The sequence below is a fragment of the Alkaliphilus sp. B6464 genome, assembly GCF_018141165.1.
Taxonomy (GTDB): domain Bacteria; phylum Bacillota; class Clostridia; order Peptostreptococcales; family Natronincolaceae; genus Alkaliphilus_B.
In genome coordinates this window covers 1916698-1940156 of sequence record NZ_CP058557.1, presented here as the reverse complement: position 1 = coordinate 1940156, position 23459 = coordinate 1916698, and the positions used below count along the sequence as shown (strand labels likewise).

27 protein-coding genes, 1 riboswitch and 1 other annotated feature are annotated in these 23459 nt (G+C 31.0%); of the genes, 7 read left to right on the top strand and 20 right to left on the bottom strand.

Annotated elements, in window-relative coordinates; genetic code table 11:
- Positions 1-65: 65 nt before the first annotated feature.
- Complete coding sequence (locus HYG84_RS09380) at positions 66-422, top strand: hypothetical protein (protein WP_212376205.1); 357 nt, start codon at positions 66-68, stop codon at positions 420-422.
- On the opposite strand, the gene HYG84_RS09375 is transcribed toward HYG84_RS09380, so the two are convergent.
- Together HYG84_RS09375 and trmB are read right to left on the bottom strand one after the other, a co-directional pair.
- Positions 415-948, bottom strand: coding sequence for a hypothetical protein (locus HYG84_RS09375; RefSeq protein WP_212376202.1), 534 nt, complete (start codon positions 946-948; stop codon positions 415-417). The two genes, HYG84_RS09380 and HYG84_RS09375, sit on opposite strands and share 8 nt — an antisense overlap.
- A gap of 167 nt (positions 949-1115) precedes the next feature.
- Positions 1116-1757, bottom strand: coding sequence for a tRNA (guanosine(46)-N7)-methyltransferase TrmB (gene trmB / locus HYG84_RS09370; RefSeq protein WP_212376199.1), 642 nt, complete (start codon positions 1755-1757; stop codon positions 1116-1118).
- Positions 1758-1968: 211 nt separating this feature from the next.
- On the opposite strand from trmB, the gene HYG84_RS09365 reads away from it, so the two are divergent.
- Entirely contained in the window at positions 1969-2127 is a 159-nt protein-coding gene (locus HYG84_RS09365; protein ID WP_212376196.1) for a hypothetical protein, read from the top strand.
- A gap of 99 nt (positions 2128-2226) precedes the next feature.
- On the opposite strand, the gene HYG84_RS09360 is transcribed toward HYG84_RS09365, so the two are convergent.
- Both HYG84_RS09360 and HYG84_RS09355 read right to left on the bottom strand, forming a co-directional pair.
- Positions 2227-2922, bottom strand: coding sequence for a DUF881 domain-containing protein (locus tag HYG84_RS09360; RefSeq protein ID WP_212376194.1), 696 nt, complete (start codon positions 2920-2922; stop codon positions 2227-2229).
- Positions 2923-3053: 131 nt separating this feature from the next.
- Positions 3054-3236 carry an alpha/beta-type small acid-soluble spore protein gene (locus tag HYG84_RS09355; RefSeq protein WP_212376191.1) on the bottom strand — a complete coding sequence of 61 codons (183 nt, stop codon included), beginning with the start codon at positions 3234-3236 and terminating at the stop codon, positions 3054-3056.
- A 191-nt stretch (positions 3237-3427) separates the two neighbouring features.
- On the opposite strand from HYG84_RS09355, the gene HYG84_RS09350 reads away from it, so the two are divergent.
- Positions 3428-4033: a CBS domain-containing protein gene (locus HYG84_RS09350; RefSeq protein ID WP_212376188.1), complete on the top strand. Its 606-nt coding sequence runs from the start codon at positions 3428-3430 to the stop codon at positions 4031-4033.
- A 70-nt stretch (positions 4034-4103) separates the two neighbouring features.
- Here HYG84_RS09350 and trpS read toward each other — a convergent pair whose 3' ends face one another.
- A complete protein-coding gene (gene trpS, locus HYG84_RS09345) occupies positions 4104-5105 on the bottom strand; it encodes a tryptophan--tRNA ligase (RefSeq protein ID WP_212376184.1) in 1002 nt (333 codons plus the stop codon).
- Between the two features lie 52 nt (positions 5106-5157).
- Positions 5158-5386, bottom strand: a binding site (T-box leader).
- A gap of 222 nt (positions 5387-5608) precedes the next feature.
- Between trpS and HYG84_RS09340 the strand changes: the two genes are divergently transcribed.
- On the top strand, positions 5609-7333 hold the full coding sequence (locus HYG84_RS09340) for a 2-oxoacid:acceptor oxidoreductase subunit alpha (RefSeq protein WP_212376181.1): 1725 nt from the start codon (positions 5609-5611) through the stop codon (positions 7331-7333).
- On the top strand, positions 7333-8196 hold the full coding sequence (locus HYG84_RS09335) for a 2-oxoacid:ferredoxin oxidoreductase subunit beta (RefSeq protein WP_212376178.1): 864 nt from the start codon (positions 7333-7335) through the stop codon (positions 8194-8196). Before HYG84_RS09340 ends, HYG84_RS09335 begins: the two co-directional genes overlap by 1 nt.
- A gap of 11 nt (positions 8197-8207) precedes the next feature.
- On the opposite strand, the gene HYG84_RS09330 is transcribed toward HYG84_RS09335, so the two are convergent.
- Together HYG84_RS09330 and HYG84_RS09325 are read right to left on the bottom strand one after the other, a co-directional pair.
- Positions 8208-8372: a hypothetical protein gene (locus tag HYG84_RS09330; protein ID WP_212376176.1), complete on the bottom strand. Its 165-nt coding sequence runs from the start codon at positions 8370-8372 to the stop codon at positions 8208-8210.
- A 125-nt stretch (positions 8373-8497) separates the two neighbouring features.
- Positions 8498-10168 carry a formate--tetrahydrofolate ligase gene (locus tag HYG84_RS09325; RefSeq protein WP_212376173.1) on the bottom strand — a complete coding sequence of 557 codons (1671 nt, stop codon included), beginning with the start codon at positions 10166-10168 and terminating at the stop codon, positions 8498-8500.
- Between the two features lie 347 nt (positions 10169-10515).
- On the opposite strand from HYG84_RS09325, the gene HYG84_RS09320 reads away from it, so the two are divergent.
- Entirely contained in the window at positions 10516-12330 is a 1815-nt protein-coding gene (locus HYG84_RS09320; protein ID WP_212376170.1) for a heme NO-binding domain-containing protein, read from the top strand.
- Between the two features lie 87 nt (positions 12331-12417).
- Here HYG84_RS09320 and HYG84_RS09315 read toward each other — a convergent pair whose 3' ends face one another.
- From HYG84_RS09315 to HYG84_RS09305, 3 genes are all read right to left on the bottom strand, one after another.
- Positions 12418-12651, bottom strand: a complete 234-nt coding sequence (locus HYG84_RS09315; protein WP_212376167.1) for a glutaredoxin family protein — start codon at positions 12649-12651, stop codon at positions 12418-12420.
- Positions 12652-12856: 205 nt separating this feature from the next.
- Positions 12857-13057, bottom strand: a complete 201-nt coding sequence (locus tag HYG84_RS09310) for a hypothetical protein (RefSeq protein ID WP_212376164.1) — start codon at positions 13055-13057, stop codon at positions 12857-12859.
- Positions 13058-13419: 362 nt separating this feature from the next.
- The gene (locus HYG84_RS09305) at positions 13420-14106 is read right to left on the bottom strand and encodes a Crp/Fnr family transcriptional regulator (RefSeq protein ID WP_212376161.1); all 687 of its coding nucleotides are present in this window, start codon (positions 14104-14106) and stop codon (positions 13420-13422) included.
- A gap of 268 nt (positions 14107-14374) precedes the next feature.
- Between HYG84_RS09305 and HYG84_RS09300 the strand changes: the two genes are divergently transcribed.
- On the top strand, positions 14375-14776 hold the full coding sequence (locus HYG84_RS09300; RefSeq protein WP_212376158.1) for a DUF1622 domain-containing protein: 402 nt from the start codon (positions 14375-14377) through the stop codon (positions 14774-14776).
- A gap of 75 nt (positions 14777-14851) precedes the next feature.
- Here the strand turns inward: HYG84_RS09300 and HYG84_RS09295 are convergent, their stop codons facing one another.
- The 10 genes from HYG84_RS09295 to HYG84_RS09250 form a co-directional block, all read right to left on the bottom strand.
- Positions 14852-15664 (bottom strand): metal ABC transporter permease, encoded by an 813-nt coding sequence (locus HYG84_RS09295; protein WP_212376156.1) that lies wholly within the window; start codon positions 15662-15664, stop codon positions 14852-14854.
- A gap of 15 nt (positions 15665-15679) precedes the next feature.
- The gene (locus HYG84_RS09290; RefSeq protein WP_212376153.1) at positions 15680-16426 is read right to left on the bottom strand and encodes a metal ABC transporter ATP-binding protein; all 747 of its coding nucleotides are present in this window, start codon (positions 16424-16426) and stop codon (positions 15680-15682) included.
- Positions 16427-17407 (bottom strand): metal ABC transporter substrate-binding protein, encoded by a 981-nt coding sequence (locus HYG84_RS09285; RefSeq protein WP_212376150.1) that lies wholly within the window; start codon positions 17405-17407, stop codon positions 16427-16429.
- A 172-nt stretch (positions 17408-17579) separates the two neighbouring features.
- On the bottom strand, positions 17580-18323 hold the full coding sequence (gene tatC, locus HYG84_RS09280; RefSeq protein WP_212376147.1) for a twin-arginine translocase subunit TatC: 744 nt from the start codon (positions 18321-18323) through the stop codon (positions 17580-17582).
- A gap of 25 nt (positions 18324-18348) precedes the next feature.
- The gene (locus tag HYG84_RS09275) at positions 18349-18528 is read right to left on the bottom strand and encodes a twin-arginine translocase TatA/TatE family subunit (RefSeq protein WP_212376144.1); all 180 of its coding nucleotides are present in this window, start codon (positions 18526-18528) and stop codon (positions 18349-18351) included.
- Between the two features lie 12 nt (positions 18529-18540).
- Entirely contained in the window at positions 18541-19563 is a 1023-nt protein-coding gene (locus tag HYG84_RS09270; RefSeq protein WP_212376142.1) for a molybdopterin-binding protein, read from the bottom strand.
- Between the two features lie 81 nt (positions 19564-19644).
- A complete protein-coding gene (locus HYG84_RS09265) occupies positions 19645-19824 on the bottom strand; it encodes a twin-arginine translocase TatA/TatE family subunit (RefSeq protein ID WP_212376139.1) in 180 nt (59 codons plus the stop codon).
- Between the two features lie 174 nt (positions 19825-19998).
- Positions 19999-21087 (bottom strand): 4Fe-4S dicluster domain-containing protein, encoded by a 1089-nt coding sequence (locus tag HYG84_RS09260; RefSeq protein ID WP_212376136.1) that lies wholly within the window; start codon positions 21085-21087, stop codon positions 19999-20001.
- A 104-nt stretch (positions 21088-21191) separates the two neighbouring features.
- A riboswitch (molybdenum cofactor riboswitch) is annotated at positions 21192-21330 on the bottom strand.
- Positions 21331-21425: 95 nt separating this feature from the next.
- A complete protein-coding gene (locus HYG84_RS09255; protein WP_212376133.1) occupies positions 21426-22430 on the bottom strand; it encodes an ABC transporter ATP-binding protein in 1005 nt (334 codons plus the stop codon).
- A gap of 45 nt (positions 22431-22475) precedes the next feature.
- A complete protein-coding gene (locus tag HYG84_RS09250) occupies positions 22476-23453 on the bottom strand; it encodes an ABC transporter ATP-binding protein (RefSeq protein WP_212376130.1) in 978 nt (325 codons plus the stop codon).
- Positions 23454-23459 lie beyond the last annotated feature (6 nt).

Genomic DNA, 23459 nt, shown 5'->3' with positions numbered 1-23459 from the left:
GTTTTATGCGCCATTAATAATTAGAAATTTTATACTTCATTAGATAATAAAACAGGAGTGATCAAATGAAAACTATTATTGAAAGATTTAAAAAAGTCTTTTCTTATTCTATAGGAAGCATTCTGCTAACTTCTCTATTAGCAGCTTTATTTGGTTTTATAAAAGGTAATAACTTACTCCCAACAATTTTAAATGCTAATTATATTGTTTCTACAATTATTATAGCAGTTGGAATCTTTGGTTTTTTTGTGCCAATACGTCTAAAAAAATCCAATAGACTAGTAGATCATTCTAATATAATGGATGTTTTAAGAGAAGAAAAGGATATAAAACTAAGCGAGGCATTAGTAAATATTTCATGGGGAATTTGTCATATAATTTTAATAGGTATTTTGGAGATAGTTGTTAAGAGCCTTATTTAGCTTCTATTTTCTTAGTTTCAATCTCATAATTTATGTTTTTAATTATATATTCTTTAATTTCTTTAGAAATATTTATCTCATTGTATCCTAAATAAATATATTCCTTTTTATTTTCCATTAAATAGTACAACATAATATTAGACTGTATTACTATTCTTGTAAGACAATATAGAGAGTAAGTATCCTTTAACATAAATGGAATAACTATGGACTTAGCTCCTACTATAAATTTTAAATAAATACAGTTATTTTCTTTTGAAATCTTATAAATTAAATCTTCTAGAATCCATTCCAGGCTTTTTTGTCCATCACACACTAAATAAAAAGCTAGATTACCCTCAGTATCAATTTCATAAAAATGATTTACGCCCTCATTAGGAGAAGATATATAACTATTTCTCACAAATTTATTTTTAGAAATTAAAGTTCTAGGGTTTAATTTTTTTAGGCAGTATTGTGTAGTAGACATTTTAAATCCGTCTTGTGCATTATTAATTAAGTTTTCAAATTTACTTTCTATGCTCATTCATTACCCACCCTTCACTTTAATCCGATAGCTAACAATTCTAAGCCTCTATATTCTAAAAGATGGAGCGAAAGCTGTCCATCTCTTAGAAATATACATACCAAGACTAATTGTTCTCAGTGGTAAAACGCAACACGCATTCAGATGAGTTAAAACTCCATATTAACTTAGTCTTTGTTTATCGAAGCAATGCACTTATAAATAGGTTTTCCCTGAGATATAAACTTCTCTTCATATTCAGTTTTAGCTATTTCATTATCTTGTTTATTGTATAAATCATATATTATTTCACTTAAATAGAAACCTTCTCTATTGATCTCTTCAAGTGAAAATTCAAATAGATCTAGACTATCAGTTTTTAAGTGTATTTCTCCATCTTCACTTAAAATATTTCTATACATCTTCAAAAAATTACTATGCGTTAATCTCCTTTTTTCATGTCTCGCCTTTGGCCAAGGATCACTAAAGTTTAAGTAAATTCTTTTAACCTCGCCTTTCAAAAAAACATCTTGCAAATTCAATGCATTTAAATGTATTAACGCCATATTGCTAATTTCTGTACTTTCTAAATTTCTAACAGATTTTAGTACTAATTCTTCAATTTTTTCGATACCAATATAATTAATAGAATTATATGTCTTAGCTAGAGTAGTTAAAAATTGTCCTTTTCCCATTCCTATCTCTATATGAATAGGATTATGATTTTTAAAATAAGCCTTCCAATTACCTTTTGATAAACTTGGATTTTCTATATAATAAGTATATTCCTTCAATAATTCTTTTGCATTTGAAATATTCCTTACTCTCATAATTTGACTTCTCCTTTTATATTAACATAATTTATAATATTTTTTGGTTTTACGACAAATAATTTCCCAGGAAAAACATACAATATAATCTTTAAGCCAATTCAACTTCCATAAACTACTGTAATATTTTTAGCTACTTTACAAAAAATATATTAAACAAGATTTTTGTTGAAGATTTTTAAAAACCTATTCTTAAAGGAGGTAGATTTTAGTGAAGAAGAGCTTAATAATGCTTTTAGTTCTAGTTTCTATAACACTACCAGCTTTTCAAGACATAGATGCTTATAGTGGATATAATTCTAAGTTATTAGTTATTGATGAATCTATTAATACATTCAATACAGAATGCTTTTATAAAATTGGATGTTAATAGTCATCTGATATTATCACAATTACAAAATAAAAAACAATAAGGCTTTATGGCTTATTGTTTTTTATTTTGTAAAAAATTGCAAACCATCCAAAATCACTAATCTTCCACTATATTTGAAAATTGTGATGGTTTTTCATTTGCTAATGCAGGTATTTTAATATCCTCTGAAAACTTTATATTTGAAGTAATCCCATTAGATGCCATAAGTTCAAATATAAGGGTTCCACGTTCTACATAACGTTTGAGTGAGTCTGGACTTCCAATGGCTTGAATAATATATGGGGGCGCAATAGGCTTACCATGCACATTAATATGATTTCCGGCTAATGTTATCTCGCTACGCCCAACAACTCTATAATCATTAATCGATATAATTTCTCCTCCGAAAGCTTTCAACTCATTAACCAAGCTTATTAAATACCTTCTTCCTTCAATAATTTCAGCGATATTCTTTTGTAAGTCACTATCTAAAACAATAGTAATTCCTGGCCCAGAAGCTGATGAATACCCTGCTAAAAATTTATACTCATCAACAGTTGTTTTTAACTTTTGTAAAGGAACACTTTCAACAGCCCGCTCTTGCTCTAGTGTATCCACTTGTTTTTTTAAATCAATTATTCTTGTTTTCATATCTTCAGTAGTTTTTCTTAGATCGGATACTTCCTGAGCCTCTATTTCATTTTTGTGTGGAGAAGTAAAATCTCCACCTATCATTGAGTTAAATTGAATACCGATTGTTATACCGAATATAGTAAAAAATATAAGAACGATTAGTTTACTAGTTTTTTTCAATCTACCACTTCCCTTAGCCTACTATATATACTTACTTCTTGCTTTAGATTGCAATAATACCTATTAATAATAAGCATACCTTTTATATTCAATTCAGTCAATATTATGGTACTAAAAAAATAAGGAAGGTACTATGACCTTCCTAAATGCACTAAGGATTTTTCAGCATCCTCTACCATTTTTTTAACCATATATCCACCTACATACCCAGCTCTAGTTTCATTTTCCAATCCAAGTTCATTAGCAATTTCCTCTTTGAATAATTCTAATGCTTGTCTAGCCTCCGGGATAACTACTTTATTCTTGTCTATCATAATATCACCTCACTTATATATATTTTTTCTATATACTAATTGTTTATTAGTGGTATTTTCTTCTATCGATATGTTTGTCTATTAATTTAAGGGGTATTTATAAAGTAGAATTCTATTTTTTAAATACTAATATACATATTTTCTAAATAGCCTTATATATTTAAATGAGTATATTTAAAAGGGGGATAACTATGATTTCTATTAATTTTATTGTACCTAAAGAAAAGCTAATATTGATTGATCCTAGTCTAGATTTAAAATCCACACTAAAAGTAATTGAGGAAGGAAACTTTTTATCATTACCTGTTGTGGAGGGCAATAAATTTGTGGGCGTAATTGCAAAGGTAAAGCTTTTAAAGGCTATGATGGAAGAAAATAATAACAACGTAACCGTAAATGACTTAATTCATACAGACATACCGAGTCTTACACTTTACGATAGTGTTGAAGATGCTGCTCTGCTTCTTGCAGAAACTAATATTCCATTTGTTGTTATTAATAATACCGAAGGAGAATTTTTAGGTATTATTACTCATAAAACTATTTTTAGACATTATACACATCTTTATGGAATAGATAAGGGACATAAACTTGTAATTACTTCCTATGATATTAAAGGAAGATTAGCAGCTTTAACTGATGTTATTTCTAAAGCGGGTGCCAATATTATAAGTTTACTAATAGACGATCCTAATGTACCTACTAAAGTAGTAAAAATTATTGTTAGGATTGAAACTGATAATATTGATGAAGTTAAAAAAATGATTGAAAACGCTGGTTTTTCAATTCGTCAATAATACTTTCAACTTATATTAGAATCACAAAATAATAATAAGCTGAGAAATGTGATAATTTCTCAGCTTATTATTATTTTTGTATTAATCCTATTCTATCGCGTACTGAGCTCATAGTATCTTCTGCTAATTCATAAGCCCTTTTTGCACCAGTTTTATATATTTTTTCTACATAATCCAAATTATTCATGTAATCCTCATAACTCTTCTTAAATGGTCTTAAAAACTCTATAATCACTTCTGCTGTATCCTTCTTAAAGGCACCATATCCCTTACCTTCATATTTAGATACTATTTCTTCTATAGATAAGCCTGATAGCCTAGAATATATGGTAATTAAATTTTTAACTCCTGGTTGTTCATCTCTATAAGCTACAAGATTTTCACTATCCGTAATTGCTCTTTTCATCTTCTTCATAATAACATCATCAGAATCCATTAAAAATATTGTTCCATTAACATTATCATCAGACTTTGACATCTTCTTAGTTGGCTCTTGTAAACTCATAATTCTAGCTCCTACCTTTGGTGTATAAACTTCTGGTATTGGGAAAGTTTCTCCATATAAATTATTAAAACGCATAGCAATATCCCTAGTTATCTCTAAATGTTGCTTTTGATCATCACCAACGGGCACAAGATTAGCTCTATATAATAATATATCTGCTGCCATAAGTACAGGATAAGTAAATAAACCAGAATTAATATTATCCTTATTTTTTTCTGACTTATCTTTAAACTGAGTCATTCTGCTTAATTCTCCTACATATGTGTTACAACCTAAGATCCAACTTAGCTCTGCATGTTGTGGAACATGGGATTGAAAATAAATAATGTTCTTCTCTGGGTCTAGGCCACTTGCTAAATACTGTACTAAAAATGACAATGAAGTTTTGCGAAATTCTTTTGGATCATGACGTATAGTTAAAGAATGTGAATCTACAATACAGTACAAACAGTCATGCTCTTCTTCTAAAATCTTCCAATTTTGTACAGCTCCAATATAATTACCTAATGTTAAGCTTCCTGTTGGCTGTGCACCACTAAATACTAGTTTTTTACCTTGATTGTTCATTTTATATACCTCCTTTTATTAATAATAAAAACTCTCCATCTCTAATTAATTACTTAGAGACGAAGAGTTATTCTCCGCGGTACCACTCTAGTTGATGCAAAGCATCCTACTTGTCGTTTATAATTCAACTTTCCTTATAACGGAGGAATACCGTCTTAGCCTACTATTATTTCAGCCAGCACTCATAAGTCCATTCACTATATGCTCAACACCGAACTTCCACCATCTTCGGCTCGCTCTAGAAAAACACTATAGCTACTACTCTTATTCATCGCTTTATATCTTATGTTTTACAATATTTTATAGGTTATGTATCATCCTGTCAACTAAATATTATTTCGTGCTGTAATTTAATTAAAATTCAGAATATTAATATGTTAAATAATAGTCTTGCGTTTACCTTATATATGTAACTATACATGATTAATCATGATTAAAATATGGTAGTAATATAAATAATAGTAGATAATTATTGATATATTATATTCTTAGGAGTGAGTTATTTGAAAAAAAATTTAACTTTATTAATTGGAGGCATTCAAGGAGAAGGCGTAGTTAGCCTAGGCACTAACTTAATGAAAACTCTATCTAATTTAGGGTACTACACCTATGGAAATAGAAATTTTTCTTCTAGAATTAAAGGCGGTAACACTACAATGACGATATCTATTGGTGTGGAAAAACAGCTTTGTTCTAAAGATGGATTAGATATTATATTAGCATTAGATAAAGAAACAATTGACTTATTCAATTGCAAGCTAAAGCCAAATGGCTTGATATTATTCGACTCTATATTATCTTCTAAGGATTTAAACTACAAAGAAGACTCATTAATTCCGCTACCTATTACAGAAATAGCAAAAGACTTAAGTGCTCCAATAATAAAAAACACCCGTGCCCTAGGTTTTTTAGGTCGGTTAATGGGCCTTGAGCAGAACGAATTGTCCCAATCATTAAAAGAAAAATACCATACTAAAGGTGATGAAATAGTTGAAAAAAACTTAAAGGCACTTAAAGAATCCTATAATTATGATGGTGATATATTCAATAAAGAAGAGTACTTTTTATCCATATCTGAAAAAAAATCATCCAAAGCAGTTATGATGGGGAATGAAGCTATAGGATTTGGTGCTTTAATGGCAGGTTGTAGATTTATACCTTCATATCCAATTACTCCTGCTTCTGAGGTAATGGAATATATGGGGAAGGTTCTTCCACGTTATGGAGGAGCTATGGTACAAGTTGAAGATGAGATTGCTGCAATTACAATGGCTGTAGGTGTTTCTTATGGTGGTGTACGAAGTATGACTGCTACTTCTGGACCTGGTATATCTTTAATGATGGAAGGTATCGGACTTGCAGGAATTACAGAGACTCCCGTTGTAATAGCTGATATTCAAAGAGGAGGCCCTAGTACAGGACTTCCAACTAAACATGAGCAAAGTGATTTATTTGCCATATATTATGGAGGACATGGAGAATATTCTAATATTATTTTATCTCCTTCCACAGTAGAAGATTGCTTTTACGATACAATTAGAGCATTTAACCTAGCAGATAAATATCAGTGCCCTGTATTTATTTTGTCCGATTTATCTTTAGGTCTTTCTCCGCAGACAATTGATGATCTAGATTATAATCAGGTTGTGATTGATAGAGGAAAAATAGTTATAAAAGATGAACTTTCCAACATTGAAAGAGGAACCTTCAAAAGATATGAGCTTACCAAGGATGGTGTTTCACCTAGAAGCTTCCCAGGTATAATAAATGGTGGACATCATGTTACAGGAATAGAACACAACGAGCTAGGTCTTCCCCTTGAAAAACCAGAGAATCGGAAAAATATGATGGAAAAACGATTAAATAAGACTGCTCCTTTAGAAAATGACGAATCTATTGATATTTATAGAACAAATAATGGCAATAATACGTTATTTTTGACTTTCGGATCAATATTCGGTGCTATAAAAGAAGCTGCATATTTAAGCGGTAAAAAAATAGATTTTGGAGCAATTAGAATGATTCGTCCTCTACCTAAAAAGCAATTGACTTTTTTATTAGAAAATTACGACAAAATAGTTGTTGTAGAAAATAATTATCGTAAACAGTTGGCTTCCATTATTAAGGAAGAGTTAGGATATCATAGTAAAATTCATAGCATTACAAAGTATGACGGTACTAATTTTACAATAAATGAACTTGTCGAGAAGATAGGAGAGTGGGCGTAATGGCTACTATGCAAGATTATAGCAATAAGGTAACACCAACTTGGTGTCCTGGTTGTGGGCACTTTTCAATACTAAGGGCAATCCAAGTAGCTGCATCAAAGCTAGAAATACCTATAGATAAATTCGCCAGTATAACTGGAATAGGATGCTCTGGTAGACTATCTGGCTACTTAAATGGTTATAGCTTTCATGGTATACATGGACGCTCATTGCCAATAGCACAAGGTATTAAAATGGCTAATAAAGAGCTAGTGGTTATAGCTGCCGGTGGAGACGGTGATGGTTTTGCAATTGGAACTAGTCATACACTACATGCAATAAGAAGAAACTTAAATATGACATATATAGTATTAAATAATCAAATATACGGACTTACCAAAGGACATACATCTCCTTTAAGTGATACTGGCCTTGAAACCAAAAGCACTCCATTTGGTTCTATGGATAACCCACTAAAACCTGGTATTACAGCACTTGCCGCTGGCGCAACTTATTTGGCCCAAGGTTTCTCAGGGTTACAAGACCAACTAATAGATATAATAGTAAAGGGAATAGAACACGATGGTTTTTCTATAATTAATGTTTTTAGTCCTTGTGTAACTTTTAATAAAGTAAATACTTATCAGTGGTATAGAGAAAATATTAAAAACATTGATGAAGATTCCACCTATGATTCTAGTAACTACCAGGCCGCTATGAACAAACTAATAGAAACCGACGGATTATGCTCAGGTATTATCTATCAAAAAAATGAGCCTTCATTTCTAGATAGGCTTCAAGGTAAGGACGCAAAGCCGCTTACAGATTTAAATTTAAAAATTAGTAAGGATGAATTTGAAAACTTATTAAATAAGTTTAAATAGTTGAATATCTATTAAAACATTTCATCTTCTAAAGCTTTGATACGACCTTCTAGTTCCCTTATTTTCTCTAATAAATAATCTTCATGGCTACTTGGTTCTTTGCTAAAACGTCTTAACAATAATATTGTAATAACTACTGGTATTCCCAATGCAATTGCAATTAATATTAAACTCATAACCGAATATAGGAACGACAATTTTAACACCTCCATTTATAATTAATATAATGATTATATAATAACAAGAAAGTCTGGATAACTCCAGACTTTCTTGTTATATGTAATACTATTATATTTTTGTATTAGAATAGCCCTACTATCTCTCCGCTTTCAAGAATATCCATATGGTTTGCTGCTGGAACCTTAGGCAGTCCTGGCATTGTCATAATGTCACCTGTTAACGCTACTAAGAATCCTGCACCAGCTGATAATCTAATTTCTTTTACTGTAATTCTAAATCCTGAAGGTTTACCAATTAGCGATGGATCGTCAGATAAGGAATATTGAGTTTTCGCCATACAAATAGGCATTTTATCTAATCCTAGATCTTCGTATCTCTTTATTTGAGTTTGGGCACTCTTAGTAAAGTCAACTCCATCTGCACCGTAAACTTCTTTTGCAATTGTGTTGATCTTTTCAGAAATGCTGGAATTAACATCATAAATAGGTTTAAAATTTGATGTTTGAGTTTCAGTAATTTCCACTACCTTCTTAGCCATTTCAACTCCACCATCTCCACCGTTTGCCCATACATCCGAAAGAACTACTTCAGCCCCCATAGCAGCACAATGCTTACGTAGGAAATCAATTTCTGCTTCTGTATCTGTTGGAAACTTGTTAATAGCAACAACAACTGGCACACCAAACTTATGAACGTTTTCAATATGCTTTTCTAAGTTGCCATAGCCTACTTCAAGAGCCTGTAAGTTTTCTTGATTTAATTCAGCCTTTGGAACACCACCGTGATTTTTAAGAGCTCTAACAGTAGCAACAATAACAGCACAATCTGGTTTTAAATCTGCAAATCTACATTTAATATCAAAGAACTTTTCTGCACCTAAGTCGGCTCCAAAACCAGCCTCAGTTACTACATAATCAGCAAGTTTTAAGCTTAGTTTAGTAGCTAAAACACTGTTGCAGCCATGAGCGATATTAGCAAATGGACCTCCATGAATAAATGCAGGTGTATTTTCCAAAGTTTGTACTAGATTAGGTTTAATTGCATCCTTAAGTAACAGTGATAATGCACCTGTTGCATTTAAATCATTTACAGTTACTGGTTGATTATCGAAGTTGTATGCTACAACTATCTTACCTATTCTTTCCTTTAAGTCCTCTAAGCTAGTTGCTAAACAAAGAATAGCCATAATTTCTGAAGCAACAGTAATATCAAACCCATCTTGTCTAGGTACTCCATCCGCTCTGCTTCCAAGCCCAACTACAATGTTTCTAAGGGCACGGTCATTCATATCTAATACCCTTCTCCACACTATTCTTCTCGAATCAATGTTTAATTGATTCCCTTGGTGCAGATGGTTATCTAATAAAGCAGCTAAAAGATTATGAGCTGTTGTCATTGCGTGAATATCTCCTGTAAAGTGAAGATTAATATCTTCCATAGGAACTACTTGTGCATATCCTCCGCCTGCCGCTCCGCCCTTTACACCAAAGTTTGGTCCTAATGAAGGCTCTCTAAGTGCTGTAATAGTTTTCTTTCCTATTTTATTTAGTCCCATGCTTAAGCCGACATTTGTAGTAGTCTTTCCTTCTCCTGCTGGAGTTGGGTTTATAGCAGTTACTAGTATTAACTTCCCATCAGGTTTATCCTTTAATCTGTCCAAAATATCCAGCGAAACCTTTGCCTTGTACTTTCCATAAAACTCTAACTCATCTTCATTAATTCCCAATCCATCAGCGATGTCGATAATAGGTAGCATTTTTGCTTCCTGCGCAATTTGTACATCTGTTTTCATTAAACACACCTCCATTAATGATAGGTTACATTTCATAGTCCATTGTATTGTATCATATTTTTGAATATTCTACCATATTTTAAATGCTTTTTTTCCCTCATATATATTATTTCAAAATAAAATCCTCGTAAACATTATCTTATACTATATTTATAGTACATTAAATTTCTCTATTTATGCAATATATAATAATTCTAAAACTCAATATAACTTAAACCCTCATTTATAAAATCTGATTCGTAAATATTGGATTTTATGATATAATAAAGTAATTAAATGTATAATATTGTATATAAAATATTATATACTTTGATATAGAGTTAAAAATAATGTAAGGGGGCTTTTTTATGAAGGGAACAATTGTATCCACATGGTTAACCAGTCTAAGAGATATATTTGATGATAATACTGTGGATACAGCACTACAATTTACTAATTGGGATAAAACCAAAATTATAACGCCATTAGAAGATATAGCTGATGAAGAGATATTTGAAGTTTTTAATCAAGTTTCTAAACTAACTAATATACCTACTAATGAAATTTGGCGTAAAGTAGGAAAACAAAACATAAGTTCATTCCACAAATGGTTCCCATCCTATTTTGAAAGACGAAGCCTTAAAGGTTTCTTAATGATGATGGACGATGTACATAGCCAGTTAACAAAATTAATAAAGGGAGCTACTCCACCAAGATTAATTGCTAAAGATGTTAGTGAGAACGAGCTAGAAATTACTTATATTTCTAAACGTGGTCTTTTTGACTATTTCTTAGGTCTTTTAGAAGGAAGCTCATCATTTTTTAATGAAAAATTAGAGTTCTCTATTTTAGAAACTGGAACCCATGAAGATGGCCGCAAAAAGATGAGAGTACATATTAAAGTAGAAAAATCTCCAGATACTATAGTTAATGTTTTTTCTTCAAAACTATTTGGTTTTGGTATTTTTAAGAATATTCCTTTAAAAGTTAGTATAGTTCCAAGTATTATTACTTTCTTATCTTTAATATTTTTAAGTAATAGTACGAATTGGATTTCAAATATATTAATATCCTTAATTACACTCGTATCTACTTACGTTGTGGCTTTTATAGTTACAAAACCCATTAATATTGTAAACCAAGAAATTACAAAACTTAAGGATTATGATTTTGCAAGTAAAACTACACTAAAAACAAAAGATACTATAGAAACCATAGTTAATGAACTGAACGAAACAAAAGAAGTTTTAAAAAAGGATTTTCTTTTTCTTAAAGGCGGTACAGATGATTTGACAAAGTTTGTAGAACAGTTTACAGAAATTGCGCAAACTATGAGAATTTTTTCAGATTCCATATCATCTATTGTTCATGAGGTGGCTCTAGGTGCGACTCATCAGGCGGAGGAGACAGGAGAGTCTGTGTATCAGTTAGATGAATACGTTACTAGACTATCTAATATTGTAGCCGAAGAAACTGAAAGTAAAAATCAATTAGAAGAAGCCAGTCTAGGGTTGCAAAAATCATTCCATGAAATTAAACAGGCTACCGAATTAATCAATGATGTAAAAGATAATTTTTCTGATGTCAATCATCAAGGTAGAGAGATTTCATCACAGGCTAGTAAGATTATGGAAATAAGCTCTACTGTCGAAGCTATTGCAGATCAAACAAATCTTTTAGCTCTTAATGCAGCTATAGAAGCAGCACGAGCTGGTGAAGCTGGTAGAGGTTTTACCGTAGTTGCAGAGGAAATACGAAAGTTAGCTGAGCATTCCAAAAATGCGGTAGGAGAGATAAATAACAATTTAATTTTCTTTATAAAGCAAATTGAAAGCTTAGTATATAAAATACAATCCCAATATGACCAACTAGAAACAAGTAACGAAACATTAGAAAAGGTAACTATTAATAATCAAGTTTCCACTAATAAGATTTTGGATGCATCCAGTGTTATAGTAAGATTGATAGATGAACTATCATCAGAAACTGATAGACTAAATGCTGTAATTGAAAATATTCACTCTCTAGCGTCTATTGCTGAAGAAAATTCTGCTGCTTCTGAGGAAATGAGTGCCAACGTAACTCAATATACCGAAAAAGTTAGTGACTTATCCGACAGTATAGGTCTGTTTGAAACATTAATTAATAATTTTAAAAATCAACTTAAAAAATATAAAATATAAAGGTCCTATATTGTCAGCACAAAAGTATAGTTTCTTATACTATCAAAAGGAGATGTGAATATTCACATCTCCTTTTGATTTCCTCTATTATTTTGCTAATAATTCCTCTATTCTCTCTTTATCAAATCCAACTATTACTTCTTCTCCAATTTGAATTACAGGCACTGCCATAATTCCTCTTTGCATCAATTCTTTTCTAGCTGATGTATCGGTTTGAATATTTCTTTCTATAAATTGAATACCCTTATCTGAAAAATATTCTTTGGCCGTATGACAATGTGAGCATGTGCTACTTGTAAAAACTATAACTTCTTTCGACATTTAAATCCCTCCTATATTTTAATTATATAATTATAAATTTATATTAGAGTATTATTGATATATGACAAAATTTTTCTTAGCTGAGGAAATTGCATATTTAACTTTTTATAAAAAATTTTATATATACTGTATATTTAAAGCGATCAACATACAATATATAGTTGTTTTAATTTCAGACTTTGAATTATGCAATTTCCTCAGCTAATTAACATGAGAAATATCTTTTAATCCCCCTTCTAATTTCACTTTTACTATATATAGGATCGTTATATTCTTTAATGTTATAATACTGGATAACTTCTGCAATAGATCCAATGTTATATTGATTTATCTCATTTACATTATTAAAAAACTTCTTCTCTTTATCTAAGTATCCTATATAATCTTTTATATTTTTATATATCAATTTATATCCTCCTTTACAAAATATATTAGCTTTATTTTTATATACCTTAGTTTTCCTAAATTTTCATGGAATATACAATGAAAAGCGGTTTGACTCTATCTCTTTACTCATATTGTAATCTGAAATTTAAATATATAATAAAATAAATTATAAACATACTTACTAGTTTCTAACTAAGCAAATATAAAATAATAGGAGGATTTTATGAAAATTACTAGAGGAATGCTTATAGGTGATATTTTAAGGATTGATCCCAATGCAGCACCAATTTTGATGTCCTTGGAATAGAAAATAAGCTTAGAAGATGTAAATTTAAACATCATCTAAGCTTATTTAATAGATTATTATTTTCTATTTGATAGCTATTGTGTCCAAGCTTTTAATTTTTTCATATCTTTAATAACTATTTTCTTTCTATCAATATCTATAGATCCTTCCTTTTTAAACTGGCTTAGAGCTCTGCTAACAGTTTCTCTTGCAGTTCCTATTAAGTTAGCTAAATCTTGTCTCGAAAGGTTCAATTGTAGCTCTATACCTTTAGGTGTCTGCTTACCGTTATTTTGAGCTAGCTTAATAATTGTCTGAGCAGTTCTTGCATAGGTATCACCTAAAGCTAATTCTTTTACCTTTTGTTGAGAACTATACAGTTTTTTACTAAATACCTTTATAATGTGAAGTGCTATATCTGCATTTTTCTTAATAAGGTTTTCAAGATCTTCATTACGTATCATTCCTATACATGAATCTTCTAAAACCTCCGCCCCAGCTGGATACGCAATATCGTTAAACAGTGCAACCTCAGCAAATACATCACCATCTGAAAGAATAGCAAATATCAGTTCTCTTCCGTCTGGAGTTGTTTTATATACCTTTACCTTTCCAGACTTGATAAAGTAAAAGGCTTCTCCCCTATCACCTTCCATAAAAATAATTGTACCTTTACGTAAATTTTTCTCTATAGTCACACTACTAATTTGCTCGAGGTCCTTGTCACCTAAATCTCTAAATACAGGTGCATTTTTTAATATATCAATGTCTGCTCTCTCCACACTAGTTTCCTCCTCCTACAATGTTTACCCCCTATATAAATAACACATATCATTTATATTGATAACCATTATCTATTATATCAAAAATACATCATTATGAAAGTATATAATTACGCGTGTTTAATGTACATATACCTATTAAGTATGTGAATTATTAACCTTTGTATATAATCCGCTGAAATGATATTGACAAAATGAGTATAGAGTAGGATAATAGATGTTGGGCAATTATTTTGTTAATTTTACTACAATATAGGAGGAATTTTACATGTTACACCATTTTATTGAACTAGTAGTACCTAATATCATCTATTTATTAGAAATCCTTGGTGTATTTATAATTACCTTTACTTCATTAAAGTGCTTTATTAGATATGCAGCAAGAGGATTTGACCTTAGCGATGACGTTATCAAGATTGAACTTGCAAGAGCCCTATCTCTTGGACTTACATTTTTATTGGGCGGAGAAATTTTATCAACTTTATTCGCTAAAGACTTAAAGCATATTTTTACAATTGCAGGTATTGTTGTTATAAGGGTCGCTCTTACTTATGTTCTTCATTGGGAAATCACATCAGATATGGATCACTGTAACTCTTTTTCAACATTAAAAGAAAGAGTTGCTTGTAGACAAGATGTTGTTCAACAAAAATCTTCTAACAAGCACTAATATATTATATACAAATAAAACTCCATAATTATGGAGTTTTATTTTTGGCTATTTTTATATAATATATTATTTTTTCTAGAGTCTTATTCTTTTTTTAGTATTTTTAGCAATAAGTATGATAAATAATAATAATACCGATGACATTACAATAGTTCCCCCTGGAGCTAAATCACCATAAAATGATACAGAAAGTCCTATTAATATAGATATCACACCAAACAATATAGAGTACATAAAAGTCTGTCTAAAGCTCTTAGAAATTTGCAAACTAGTAGCTACAGGTATAACCATGAGAGATGATACTAAAAGCACTCCAACAATCCTCATAGATACTGCAATTGTCATTGCAACCAAGACAGTAAAATAAAGGTTAATCCATTTTATCGGCACTCCAGCTAACCTTGCAGCCTCCTCATCAAAGGCCATATAAAATAATGATCTATAGAAAACTATTATAGATAAAAGTATAAAAAATCCTAAAATAAAAATAACCAAAATATCATGATTTGATACTAAACCTATACTTCCAAATAGATAACTAAAAATAGCAGAATTAGAATTCCCCAAACTAATAAATATAGTAGCTAATCCTATACCCGCTGAAAGCATAATTGCAATAGATAGTTCTGCATATTGTTCGTATTCTTTTCTAAGTTTTTCGATAGCTAAAGCAGCTAAGACTGAAAAACCTAGGGCGGAGTACACAGGATAAATACCCCCTAGCATACCTCCAGCAACCCCTGCCAAGGCTACATGAGATAATGTATCACCTATCATTGACATTCTTCTTAAAACAAGAAAAATACCTATTGCGGGGCAAATAACTGCAACCATAATACCAGCTAAAAACGCCCTTTGCATAAAACTGTAAGTCAACATTTCTAACATAACTATTCCCCTTTATTAATGTCTATGATTTAATAGACTTGAGTTTTCTCCATAAACCTCTTTAATGTATTCCTGCTCATTAAAGTCCTGTGAAGAATGTACAAACACCTGTTTATTGCCAACACATGCTACTCTATTGGCCCGGTTAGTAATTACACCTATATCGTGAGATACCATAATTAAAGTAATTCCTAATTCTTTGTTTAACTTTTCCATCAGCCCGTAAAACTGTTCCTGGGACTGTACATCTACTCCAATTAAGGGCTCATCCATAAAAATAATTTCAGGATTACTAATAAGGGTACGAGCTATAAAAACTCTTTGTTGTTGACCCCCTGATAAATTACCAATTAGATGTTTCTGATAATTAGACATATTAACTACCTCTAATACCTCTTTTATCTTTTCTTTATGCTTTGCATTAAAAAACTTTAGAAAACCCATTTGAGTGTATAAGTTAGCCCCTACGACTTCTTCAACCGTTGCAGGGAATGCAGAGTTAAAATCCCTTACCCTTTGAGATATATAGCCTATTTTACCCCATTGATTAAATTTTTCAATAGGTAAGTCCAATAAGCTAACACTACCTTTTTGTGGTTTCAAGATTCCTAGCATAATTTTAAGTAATGTGCTTTTAGCAGAGCCATTTGGCCCTACAATTCCTAAAAAATCACCTTTATAAATATTTAAATTTATATTTTCTAATATATATTTTTCATCGTAGCCAAAATATATTTTTTTTACTTCTAAAACCTTATCCATCTACTTCACCAAAGCTTTCTTTAATGTCTCTAAATTTTTATACATAAGAGAAATATAGTCTTCTCCATTTTTACTTTGTTCATATGTCAATCCTTCTACGTTGTACAACGTCAAAACTTCTAAGTTAGCTTCTTTAGCTAAAACCTCTGCGGTTTTAACATTTGCCAAAGCTTCAAAAAATATATAGTTAATTTTATTCTCATTTGCAATTTTAGTCAACTGTGCAAGTCGTTTAGGACTTGGCTCCGCATGTGGAGAAATGCCAGCCACTGAGATTTCTTCTATATTATATCTCCTAGCTAAATATCCAAAAGCAGAATGAGATACAATTATTTTTCTTTCAGTAGCATCCTTTAGTCCTACTCTAAATGACTCATCTAACTTATCTAATTCACCTTTAAAATTATTAAAGTTTTCTTCATAAATATTTTTATTATTAGGGTCTACATCTACAAAAGCTTCTTTAATCATTTTAGAAATATGTATTGCATTAACAGGATCTACCCAAATATGAGGATCATATTCTCCATGGTCGTGGTTATGTTCCTGCTTATCTTCATGATCGTGATCATCATTATGCTTTGTATCATAATTAATTAGTTCCACTGCTTTACTAGCGTCAACTATATAAATATCTTTCCCCTCTAATAAATTAAGTACTCTATCTACCCAAGGCTCCATATGAAGACCATTATAAATAAAAACATCTGCCTTCTCCAGCTCTGCAATGGTTTTAGGAGAAGGCTCAAAGCTGTGAGGTTCTGTACCTGTAGGTACTATTGTATCGAGCTGAATATTATCTCCCCCTATATTTTTAGCAAAATCATAATAGGGATAAAAGCTAGTATATACTTTTAGTAAATCTTCTTTCTCATCTGTTCCTTCTATAATTCCAATTGTATCTGGCTTTCCAGCACAACCTACCAATACTACTACAGTAATAATTAAAAATATAAGTATCTTCAGCATTTTAGTTTTCATAATATACCCCCAAAATTCACTATTCAGTGCTATCTTTTTTCCTCTTAATATAGATTATATCCTTTTTCTTATATATTTAAAATATTTTTATGTCCTTTGTATAAACTTAGATAGTATAGCTAAAAAACGCGGGTTTTAAAATATAAAAGCCTGCCTTAGGCAGACTTTTATATTATGACTCGTCATTTATTTTAGATTGCTTTTCTTCCTTCTTTTTTCGATATATTATAGTTGAAACTATAATACTAAACTCATATAAAAATAACATAGGAATTGCCATCATAGTTTGAGAAACAACATCTGGTGGTGTTAGTATTGCTGCAACTATAAATATTCCTAGAATAACCATTTTTCTATATTTCTTAAAAGTATTTGGAGCAACTAAACCTAATTGGGTCAGCAAAATAATAATTAATGGTAGTTCAAATACTAAGCCAAATGATAAAAGTAAGGAGCTAATAAAGCTAATATAGTTAGCGAAAGAAAATAATGGTGCAATTTGATCCACAGACATCTTAATAAAAAACTTAATTGTCATAGGAATAATTATAAAATAAGCAAATGATATACCAATTAAAAGAAAAATAATGCCCATAAACATTGCAAAAAGTACATATTTTCTCTCTTTTACCTTCAGCCCTGGCTTTATAAACATCCATATTTGAAACAATACTACGGGTGAAGCTACAAACAAACCTAAAACTAAAGAAACTTTAACATAAGCAATAAAAAGTTCTGGAGGACTTAGATAAATAAACTCCAATCCTTCAGCCGGTCTTACAATTAACTGAATAATTATATCTATATAATTGTAACATAACAGTGAACCTAAAATAATTACTATGCTGGAAATAATTAATCTTTTTCTTAATTCTCCTAGATGTTCCACTAATGTTAAGCGTGCGTCATCCGTCATTGCTTGGCCTCCTAATATTTACCCTCTACTTAGATTCTTTATCTTCTAAAGATATATCTTGTTTTACTTCTTTAGAAAACTTTTTAAATTCGCTAATAGACTTACCTAAGGACTTACCTAGTTCAGGAAGCTTTCCAGGTCCAACTACCACTAAAGCAATCCCTAATATTAAAATTAATTCACCTGTACCTAATCTACCAAACATATTATCTCCTCCTTAATATTTACCAAAATGACAATTTGGGAAAGTACAAATTTCACATTTCAGACATTGTCCACCATAACCCATTCTCGTAATATCACGTCTTACAATTTTTTCTCCTGCTATTACTCTTGGTAATAAAATATCAAAAGCTGTAGTATCAGAAAACATAACACATCCTGGGAGCCCAAATATTGGAATACCTTCTAAATAAGCATATAAAAGCATTGCCCCAGGCAATACAGGTGTGCCATAGGAAACAATACTAGCTCCTGTTGCCTTAATTGCGCCGGGAGTTTTATCATCTGGATCTACTGACATGCCTCCAGTAACTACAATAAGCTCTGCGCCCATATCTTTACATTGTATAACTGCCTCTTTAATCTGATCCAACTCGTCTGGTACTATTGTTTTATAAAAAATTTCCGTATCAAATTTCTTCAATTTTTTTTCTATTACTGGTCCAAATTTATCTTCGATTCTTCCTTTATAAACCTCACTACCAGTAACAATTAAAGCAGCATTTAGAGGCTTAAAAGGTTTAACTTTAAAAATAGGGCCTTTTTCTTGTAAAATACTTTTAACTGACTCTATTTTTTCACTCTTTATTATAAGAGGGATGACTCTACATCCTCCAATAAGCTCATCTTCATCTATTAGTCTATTACCATGAATTGTAGCTAAGCATATATCTCCTAAATCATTTACATCATCTAATAAATCTCTATTTATTTTCAACAAACCTTTTTGCTTTGCTATAATATTTATCTTTCCTTCTTTAGGATCAGTAAATAAGACTCCTTCACCACAAATTAGCTTACCTAAAGCAATAGCTGCTTCATCTTCGTGAAGCTCATCTTCCTTTAATTCAAATATATATATATGCTCTTTACCAATTCTTAATAGTCTTTCAATATCTTCTTCTTGAATGACATGACCCTTTTTAAAAGCTACTCCCTTAAACTTTCCTGGAACAATCTCCGTAATATCATGTCCAAGCACCATTCCTACAGCTTCTTCTGTCTTCACAACCTGCATTTTTCCACCTCTATCCAATCGCTAATAGACAAATATTAACGATTCCATGTTATTATGATCTTTTTAGCTTCTATTATATACCTACTTAGCTTTTTTATCTTCTAAAGATATATCTTCTTTTATTTCATTAGAAAATTTTTTAAATTCACTAATAGATTTCCCTAAAGCTTTTCCCAACTCAGGAAGTTTTCCAGGTCCTACTACTATTAAAGCAATAGCCAATATTAAAACCAACTCACCTGTACCTATTTTACCAAACATATTAATCCCACCTTTTCGTATATTTCGAAATTTAAATAAGAAGGATTCTTTGTTAAAAAATTATTAACTTAATTATATTATACCAGAGCTATAAAATTTTTTAAATAAATTATATACTAAAATATATAATTATTTTTTATGCTTCATAAATCAAGTTAAAATTCTGCCTATATATTATATCTTGCTGATTGTAGCTCTAAGTGCCTCCTTTTTTTCACAAATTGTACAGTATTTTTTATCTTCACTAGAAGGCACAAATTTTTTCTTACATATTGAACATACAATTAAGTTTTTCTCATACTTTATAGTGTATGATTTCAAGGCATCTACTGAAAAAGTTCCCTTTATTATTGCCTTTTTTGAACATAAGTTGGCGCATATGCCACAATTATAGCATTTTCCGCTATTATGGAATACCCTAACTTTTTCTTCTTTCTTTTCTACTTTCCAAGCTCCCCCTAAACAAATAGACTGACAAAATCCACAGCCATCACAATTATTATTTACATTCCAAAAACCAAAGAAAGGTAGGTTATCGTATTCTGCTTTTTCATGTGAACCTTCTATTTCTTCTATAGATTTTAATAAAATCCTTCGTATTGATACTTGATTATCTTTACTACCAATGATTGTATCTGCAGTTTGTGCAGCAAGATAGCTAGACTCTTTTTTTAATAATGAAAAAAGTTCCCTACGTGAAATATTTTCATTTGATAAATCGCAAAGGTCTTCTTCATTATTAATAATTTCATACTGAGGATTTATTTCAAGTAATTTTACAAAATCAACAGCAATATTTAATGATGATTGGAATACACAAGAATTGTTACTTATTTGACAATCGTTACACCTACTTAAATTAAAATAAAACTTTTTATCCTTAAATAATATAAACAAAGCAGCTAATAGTTCGCTATGGAAACCATTTAAACAACTTAGTTTTAATGTTCCTACTCCATTCTTTTTAGAACAAGAAAATATAATATTATCCTTATCTTTTATTGTGCGTAAAATATTTTCTTCACCTAATCCTTTAACTGTAATTGCCTGAGTAGGACAAACAGCTTTACAAATGCCACATCTGTTACACATGTTCTCATCAAACATAATTTTTCCTGATTTAAATGTAATAGCTCTTTCAGGACATAAATCCTTACATTTACTACAACCATTTGGCATGCCATGGAAATTAATACACTTTTTTAGCTGTATCCCTGGATAATGCTCTTCCGTCAATTTTTCTATAAAAAAGTTTAGTAACAATACTTTACCCTCCTTTCTACCAATTATCATTACAGAAGAATATATAATTTTAAAACACAAAAAGCCCTAGATTGCAAATGCAATACTAGGACTTACGTACAAGTATAAGTCTGTTCATATCTCCTTTGCAACATATGGTGAAGGCATAAGTGTTGCCAAATACCCCCTGTGGACCCTTTGGTCCAGTTTGAAGTTTCGCAGATAACAACATTATAAAACCACAACTCGGAGATTTGTTAAGTTCATATTTATAATAGAACAAAAACTATACTTTGTCAATTTTATATCTAATTAATTTTAGGTAATAAACACTATTATTACCTAATTATTTAACACCCTTAGTCAAACAAATGGCAAGCTGCCATATGTCCACCACCAATATCTTTCATTTGTGGTTCTATTTCAGCACATTTAGCAGTTGCATACTTACATCTTGTTCTAAACTTACAACCAGAGGGAGGATTTAGCGGACTTGGTACATCCCCTTCTAATATAGTTTTTATTTTGCTTTTTGCCAGTCTCGGGTCCGGTACAGGTATAGATGATAGTAATGCCTGTGTATATGGATGGGCTGGCCTATTATAAAGTTCATTACTATCTGCAAGTTCTACCAGTTTACCTAAATACATTACTCCTATACGATGGGAAATATGTCGTACCATGGAAAGGTCGTGGGCTATAAATAAATAAGTAAGCCCCATTTCATTTTGTAGTTCCTCTAACATATTGACAACCTGTGCCTGAATTGAAACGTCTAAGGCAGAAATAGGCTCATCGCAAAGAATAAACTCTGGATTAATGGCAAGAGCCCTTGCTATACCAATCCGTTGTCTTTGTCCACCACTAAACTCATGGGCATATCTATTAAAATAAGAAGGGTTTAATCCCACCTTTTCTAATAATTCATATACCCTATCTGACCTTTCCTCTTCACTACCTATGTTGTGTATAGATAGAGGTTCTTTAATTAATTCATCTACAGTCATTCTAGGATTTAAGGATGCATAGGGATCCTGAAAAACAACCTGCATTTTTCTTCTATAAGGCTTAATATCTTTTTCTTTCATTCTACTAATATTTTGTCCTTTATAGAATACATCTCCTTCAGTGCTATCATAAAGCCTTATGATAGTTCTTCCTAATGTAGACTTACCGCAACCAGATTCTCCTACTAATCCTAAAGTTTCTCCTTCATTTATATGAAAACTAATATCATCTACAGCTTTTATATATTGTACTTTGCCTAAAGAAATATCTTTTCTAACTGGAAAATACTTTTTTAGATTTTTTACTTCAATTAGTATGTTTTTTTCTAATACTATATTTTTTCTAACTTTATCCATGATATCTTCATCCTTTCACAACCTTGCAGATATCCTTACTTATTCTTAATTATCCTTACTCAAAAGCCAACACATAGCCTTATGTCCTGCTTCTACTTCATAGTATGAAGGCTGTTTTTCTCTGCAAATATCCTTTGCATAAGGACAACGCTCGGCAAAGGGACAACCCATAGGAGGCTTTGAAAGGTCTGGTGGACTACCTTCTATAGGTATCAACTTTTGTTTCTGCCCATCTTCCATTTTAGGCAAAGACTCAAGTAAACCTTTTGTATATGGATGCTGAGGATTATAGAAGATTTCATCTACAGTTCCTTCTTCCATAACCAAACCACCGTACATTACAATTACCCTAGAACAAACATCGGCTACCACACCTAAGTCATGGGTAATTAAAATAATAGAAGTATTAATTGTATCCTTTAATTCTTTCATAAGCTCAAGAATTTGTGCTTGTATAGTTACATCAAGGGCAGTAGTAGGTTCATCAGCAATCAATAAATCTGGCTCACAGCACAATGCCATGGCAATCATAGCTCTTTGTCGCATACCACCACTAAACTCATGAGGATAATTATTATATCTTTCCTCTGGAGATGGAATACCCACTAGTCTAAGCATCTCAATAGTCTTTTTACGGGCCACCTTTTTATTTACTCTTTGATGCCTTCTTATAACTTCTGATATTTGATAGCCAATAGTAAACACAGGATTTAATGAGGTCATAGCGTCTTGAAAAATCATGGCAATTTCATTACCTCTTATTTTCATCATTTCTTTCTCTGATATATCCATTAAATCTTGTCCTTTATAGTTAATTTCCCCACCTACAATTCTTCCAGTTGGCTTTAGCAACCTTAATATAGCCATGGAAGTTACACTTTTGCCACTTCCCGATTCTCCAACAACACCTAGCACTTCTCCATTATTCAAATAGAAAGAAGTTCCTCGAACAGCCTGTACTTCACCATTATTAGTAAAAAAAGAAACTTTTAAGTTATTTAATTCCAATAAACGCTCTGTCACTTTTAT